Consider the following 6,139-nt stretch of genomic DNA (forward strand, 5'->3'; position numbering starts at 1 on the left):
CGCCGGGTCACTCGGCCGCGGCCACGCCGATCGGGCAGGAGACGCCCGTGCCGCCGATGCCGCAGTAGCCGCCCGGGTTCTTGTCCAGGTACTGCTGGTGGTGCGCCTCGGCCGGCCAGAAGGGGCGCTCCTCGGCCGGGAGCACGGCCGTGGTGATCGGGCTGAAGCCCGAGGAGGTCAGGACCTGCTGGTAGGCGGTGCGGGAGGCTTCCGCCGTCGCCTGCTGGGCCGGGGAGTGGGTGTAGATCGCCGAGCGGTACTGGGTGCCCGCGTCGTTGCCCTGGCGGAAGCCCTGGGTGGGGTCGTGGGACTCCCAGAACAGCCTCAGCAGCGCCGCGTAGGAGACCTGCGAGGGGTCGAAGACGACGCGAACGACCTCGGTGTGGCCGGTCAGCCCCGAGCACACCTCCTCATAGGTCGGATTCTCCGTGAAGCCGCCCTGGTAGCCGGCCAGGGTGGTCCACACTCCGGGGGTCTGCCAGAACTTGCGCTCGGCGCCCCAGAAACAGCCCAGGCCGAAGTCGGCCACTTCCAGGTGCGCGGGGTAGGGGCCGGACAGCGGGTTGCCCAGCACGGTGTGCCGGTCGGGAACGGCGAACAGCGGCTCCGCGCGGCCCGTCAGGGCCTCCTCGCGGGTGGGGAGCTCGGGCGTACGGCGGTACGAGAACATGGATTCCCTCCTTGTGGCAGTGACAACGTGCGGAGGGCGGGCCGGGATTCCCCGACCCGCCCTCCGCGGCCGCACGGATCAGAGACCCGGCGTGCTCACGCCCACCGCCCAGTCCCGGGCGTACAGGTACCGGCTCTTCGGCGAGCCCGCGTAGGACCACGGCACACAGCCGATGTACCCGTCGATGTGGCGGAACTGCTCGACCGCCTGCTCGTCCCGGTCCTGCCAGAACAGCAGGTACGCCAGCATGTGCCGGATGCGCGCCGTCCCGGGGTGGTCGTCGCCCGCCGCCGCCAGGTCCAGCAGCGCCGCGTCCACCGCGGCGACGATCTCCGGCTCCTTGAAGAAGGACTCGGCCGTCAGGTCGTCCTCGTCCGTCTCCTGCTCGAAGTACGCGATCAGCGGCAGCAGCGACAGCAGGTCGCCGGGCGCGCCGGCGGCCGCCGACTCCCGCGCGAAGGCGAGCGCCAGCTCGTGCGAACCGCGCCACTTGCGGCACCAGTACTGCAGACCGCTGATGTGCGACCACAGCACCTTCGGGTCGCGCTCGACGACCTGCGCCCACAGCTCCCGGTAGCGCTCGTGCGAGTAGCCCAGACCCTGTGCGATCGGCTGCTCCACGATGTACGGGGTCGGGTCCGACGGGTCGGCGAGGCGCTGGGCCTCGTGGGCGGTCTCCTGCGCCTTGACCAGCAGATCACGGAAGAGCCGGAACTGCTCCTGCGTGGTGCGGCTGCCCGACTGGCTGCCGCGTACGTTCCACGCCACCATGATCGCGGTGTCGGCGTCCACCAGCGCGGCCGTCGGGTCCGAGGGCCGCGCCGCACGCCAGGCCAGCAGCCACGCGTCGTCCTCGGCGGCCGCCTCGGCCAGCGGGCGGACCCGCTCCATGCGCTCCTGCCAGTCCTTCCCGGCCGCCTCGACATAGGCGGCTCCCGCCTCCCAGTCGCCCGACCGGACCGCGTCCAGGACGGCGGTCCGCTCCGGCGGCACCGGAGCCGGGTTCTCGGTGTCGAGGTCGGCCTCGGCCACGAAGCCAAGCGCGACCACCGCGGCCGCCTTCTCGGCCTTCCGCTCGGCCTTCACCGCATCGGTACTGGCGTTCAGGGTGCCGATCTCGGCCTCGAGGGCCTTCGTCTTGCGGATGTAGTAGACGCCGCGCAGGAACTTGAACGCGCCGAACAGCAGTACGGCGCCCAGGATGTAGAGGCCGATCACGGGGCAAGCACCAGCTTTCGCAGGGATTCGGTGTCGGGCAGGTCGGCGACGGCCGCGTCCAGGGCCTGGCCCAGGCGCTCCTCGAAGTCGTCGGCCGGGTGGCGCAGCGAGGCAGAGTCGGACCAGGACAGCTGCCAGCGGGCGGCGCCGCGCGCCGTCAGCTCGACGGTGACCAGCTGGTTCAGGGCGCGCCGGACCACGGGGCGGGCGAACTCGCGGGCCGTGCGGCCGGTGGCGGCCTGCGCCTCCTCGGACTTCGGGAAGCGGTCGGCGATGCGCCAGCGCACCGCCGGGTCGGCGTCGAACGCGTCGAGCACGGCGTCGAGTCCGGGGCCCGCGCCCTCGGCGGCGAAGGCCTCGCGGATGTCCTCCGCGCCCTGGCCGACGTACACGGTCATCGACTCGTGGACCAGGTCCTCCCAGTCGACCCGCTTGAGCGCGAGCGCCTCCGGGGTCAGGACCGCCTGCTCCAGCGCGGCCAGCGCCGCACCGGCGTCGGCCAGCAGTTCCAGGGACGGACGGGCGGCCTGCCCGGCGCGGCCGTCGTCGGGCAGCGCCTCGATACGGGCCACGCGCTCGGCGAGCGCGGGGTGGGAGTCGTAGGGGGAGGTGGGCTCCGTGGACAGTTCCCGGCGCAGCTCCTCCAGTTCGTCCGAGCGCGCGTCCAGGAGCCGGCGCAGACCGCCGAAGACCTCGCCGGGGCGGGGCAGCAGACCGGCGCCGACGCCGAGCGTGGCGTACGAGCCCATGTAGAAGTCGTGCGCCGAGTCGAGGGCGTTCAGCTCGCGCAGCGCGGAGGCGGCCGAGTCACGGCCGGCGACCCGTACCGAAGCGAGGTCGGCCGCGAGCTCCTGGCGACGGGAGGTGGAGCGGGTGGCGCGCATGTAGAAGTTGCCGTAGGCGATGTAGACCTTGGCCATGGCGCGGTACATCGCCCCCTCGCCCGCGGTGTCGACGCCCTTGGCCTTCTTGCCCTTGGCGATGCGCTTCTCGTCCTTGCGCTCCTGCTTCGCGCGCTCCCTGGCGACCTTCTTGTCGGCGCGGTCGTGGAAGTACCCGATGGTGCGGATCAGCTGGGCGCGGCCGCGGGCGATCAGCGGGGTGAGACGGGTGTCGAAGTTGGCGTAGTGACCCATCTCGTGGGCGAGCACGGCGCGCAGCTGCATCTCGTCCAGGCCCGTCATCAGCGGCAGGCCGAGGTAGAGGCGGCGGGTGCCCGGGCGCAGGCCCAGCAGCTTCGCGTCCTCGGCGACGGCCGCGTTCACCTCGTCGATCAGCACGATCTCGTCGGGCGCCCGGGTGCCGACCTGCTGCGCGACATCGCGCACGGCCGCCCACAGCTCGGGCTCCTGCGCCTCGCCGACGGTGACACCGGCCAGGGGCTCGCCCTTGGGGGTGCGCAGCATGAACATGCCGCGCACGATCGGGACGGTGAGGACCAGGGAGGCGAGGATCAGCTTGGCCACGATGGGGCCGTGCAGCGTGGTGACGACGGCGTAGTCGATGCCGCCCAGCGCGGCCAGCAGGAACACGCCGAGCAGATAGAAGCCTGCGAGCAGGACGAGAGCGCGCAAGGCGCGCAGTGATGCGCCCATATGGACAGATCCCCCCACGGGAACGAAAAGGAATGGGTGGCAGGGCAGAGCGCCGCGGCCACCGCCGCATCATGCGGCCTGTGATTACTTACAGCAACCTTATTCGTCGTGGATTCGCACCGCCGGCCGGGGTGGGCGGTCCCCTGCCCAGGCGGGCACACCGCCCCGGCCGGCTGTTCCGTCAGCCCGGGAGCGTCGCCGGCGACCCGCCGTTCGCCTCGTACCCGGCCACCGCCATCGCCCGGTACACCGCGTACACCGCGGCCGGGTCATCCGACTCCGACCACGGCAGCGCGCCCACGTACCCGTCCACGTGCCGCACCTGCTCCATCGCCTCCGCCCACCGCTCCATACAGACCAGGAACATCAGCAGCAGGTGCCGTACGTGCGCCACCATCGGGTCGTCCTGCCGCGCCGTGTGCACCGCGTACAGCGCGCCCTCCACGGCCCGCGTGACGACCGCGCTCCGGTAGAAGCTCGGGCTCAGCACGATGTCCGGCTGGTTCTCGCGCAGCGCGAACATCGGCAGGGCCGCCAGCAGCGAACCCTGCGGGGCGCGCGCCGCGGCCGCGTGCGCGAAGGCGTCGGCCTTCTCCCGCGAGCCGTGCCACTGCGCGCCCCAGTAGTGCAGCGCCGCGAGATGGGCGCCCATGTGCTCCGGGGCCCGGTCGATGACCTTCGCCCACAGTTGGTCGAACTCCGGCTCCGGGTACGCCAGTCCGCGCGCGATCGCCAGTTCCGTGATGTAGGGGACCGGGTCCCCCGGCGCCAGCAGCGCGGCCCTGCGGCACGCCTCCCGCGCCTCCTCCAGGATGATCCGGTGGTCGTCGGAGCCGACCCCGCCCGAGTGCCGCCACGCCTGCTGCACCAGCAGCTCCGCGTGGACCTGCGCGCCGCCCGGGTCCTTCTCCGCCTCCAGCCGCCACGCCTTCAGCCACTGCGCGCCCGCACCGGGCTGCGCCGCCAGTTCCAGGGCCGCCGCACCGCCGAAGGCCTGGACGCGCTGCCAGCGCCGCTCGCCCTCCCGCGGGGTCCCGGCGAGCAGCTGGGAGGCCGCCTGCCACTGCCCGGTGCGCTGCACGTTGTCGAGGGCGTCCATCAGGTCCTGGTCGGCCCCGGGGACGCGGATGTCGAGCTCTTCCTGCCGGTCGAATCCGTAGTTCTCCGGGTCGGCCGCGTCAGGGCTGCCCGGCGCGACCAGGCGGATGCCGCCGCGCCGACGCCGGATGTACGGACCGAGGATGAGCACGAGCATGAGCACCGCGAACACGAACCAGAGAATCTCCATGCCTCCAGCGAACCAGACCGAGGGGGGACCGGGCCAATAGGGGTACGGGACCCGGGCGGGCATAGCATCGGACCATGAGCGACGACAGCCACGAGCACCAGAGCTTCGAGACCCGCGCGATCCACGCGGGCAATACGGCGGACCCGCAGACCGGCGCGGTCGTCCCCCCGATCTACCAGGTTTCCACCTACAAGCAGGACGGCGTCGGAGGACTCCGCGGCGGCTACGAGTACAGCCGCAGCGCGAACCCGACCCGGACCGCGCTCGAGGAGAACCTCGCGGCCCTGGAGGGCGGCCGTCGCGGTCTCGCCTTCGCGTCCGGCCTGGCCGCCGAGGACTGCCTGCTGCGTACGCTGCTCGCCCCGGGCGACCACGTGGTCATCCCGAACGACGCGTACGGCGGCACCTTCCGCCTCTTCGCGAAGGTCGTCTCCCGCTGGGGCGTGGAGTGGTCGGTGGCCGACACCTCCGACCCCGAGTCGGTACGGGCCGCCCTCACCCCGAAGACGAAGGTCATCTGGGTCGAGACGCCCTCCAACCCGCTGCTCGGCATCACCGACATCGCCGTCGTCGCCGGCATCGCGCGTTCGGCAGGCGCCAAGCTGGTCGTGGACAACACCTTCGCCTCGCCCTACCTCCAGCAGCCCCTGGCGCTGGGCGCGGACGTGGTCGTCCACTCGCTGACCAAGTACATGGGCGGGCACTCCGACGTGGTCGGCGGCGCGCTGATCGCCGCGGACGCGGCGCTGGGCGAGGAGCTCGCCTACCACCAGAACGCGATGGGCGCGGTCGCCGGACCGTTCGACTCCTGGATCGTGCTGCGCGGCATCAAGACCCTGGCCGTGCGCATGGACCGGCACGCGGAGAACGCGGGCAAGATCGTCGAGCTGCTCAAGCGCCACCCGAAGGTCACCAACGTCCTCTACCCGGGCCTGCCCGAGCACCCGGGTCACGAGGTCGCCGCCAAGCAGATGCGCAACTTCGGCGGCATGATCTCCTTCCAGGTCGCCGGCGGCGAGGAGGAGGCGGTCGCGGTCTGCGGCCGCACCAAGATCTTCACCCTGGCCGAGTCCCTGGGCGGCGTCGAGTCCCTGATCGAGCACCCGGGCCGCATGACGCACGCGTCGGTGGCCGGCTCGGCACTGGAGGTCCCGGCGGACCTGATCCGCCTGTCGGTCGGCATCGAGAACGCCGACGACCTCGTCGCGGACCTGACCCAGGCACTGGGCTAGCGAAGCAAGCCTCGCCGGCGTTTTTGGGGCGGGGGCCGGGCCCGCCCCGGGGCCCCGCCCCAAAACCCCCCCCCGGGGGTGTGGCCCGGGCCGCGGGGACCCCCCCAGCACGGGGGGGGGGATGGCCCGCCGCGGT

General features: G+C 72.6%; 5 protein-coding genes. 1 reads left to right on the top strand and 4 read right to left on the bottom strand.

Features of this window, described 5'->3' with window-relative positions:
- Nucleotides 1-7: 7 nt before the first annotated feature.
- The 4 genes from msrA to ACIQZO_RS08490 form a co-directional block, all read right to left on the bottom strand.
- Complete coding sequence (gene msrA / locus ACIQZO_RS08475) at nucleotides 8-670, bottom strand: peptide-methionine (S)-S-oxide reductase MsrA (RefSeq protein WP_403621979.1); 663 nt, start codon at nucleotides 668-670, stop codon at nucleotides 8-10.
- Nucleotides 671-748: 78 nt separating this feature from the next.
- A complete protein-coding gene (locus tag ACIQZO_RS08480; RefSeq protein ID WP_403621982.1) occupies nucleotides 749-1,888 on the bottom strand; it encodes a hypothetical protein in 1,140 nt (379 codons plus the stop codon).
- Nucleotides 1,885-3,483: a M48 family metallopeptidase gene (locus ACIQZO_RS08485; RefSeq protein ID WP_403621985.1), complete on the bottom strand. Its 1,599-nt coding sequence runs from the start codon at nucleotides 3,481-3,483 to the stop codon at nucleotides 1,885-1,887. Before ACIQZO_RS08485 ends, ACIQZO_RS08480 begins: the two co-directional genes overlap by 4 nt.
- A gap of 181 nt (nucleotides 3,484-3,664) precedes the next feature.
- Nucleotides 3,665-4,771 carry a hypothetical protein gene (locus ACIQZO_RS08490; RefSeq protein ID WP_403621987.1) on the bottom strand — a complete coding sequence of 369 codons (1,107 nt, stop codon included), beginning with the start codon at nucleotides 4,769-4,771 and terminating at the stop codon, nucleotides 3,665-3,667.
- Nucleotides 4,772-4,845: 74 nt separating this feature from the next.
- On the opposite strand from ACIQZO_RS08490, the gene ACIQZO_RS08495 reads away from it, so the two are divergent.
- Nucleotides 4,846-6,003 (top strand): cystathionine gamma-synthase, encoded by a 1,158-nt coding sequence (locus ACIQZO_RS08495; RefSeq protein WP_403621990.1) that lies wholly within the window; start codon nucleotides 4,846-4,848, stop codon nucleotides 6,001-6,003.
- Nucleotides 6,004-6,139: the final 136 nt, after the last annotated feature.

The organism is Streptomyces sp. NPDC097617, from assembly GCF_044761485.1.
Classification (GTDB): Bacteria; Actinomycetota; Actinomycetes; order Streptomycetales; family Streptomycetaceae; genus Streptomyces.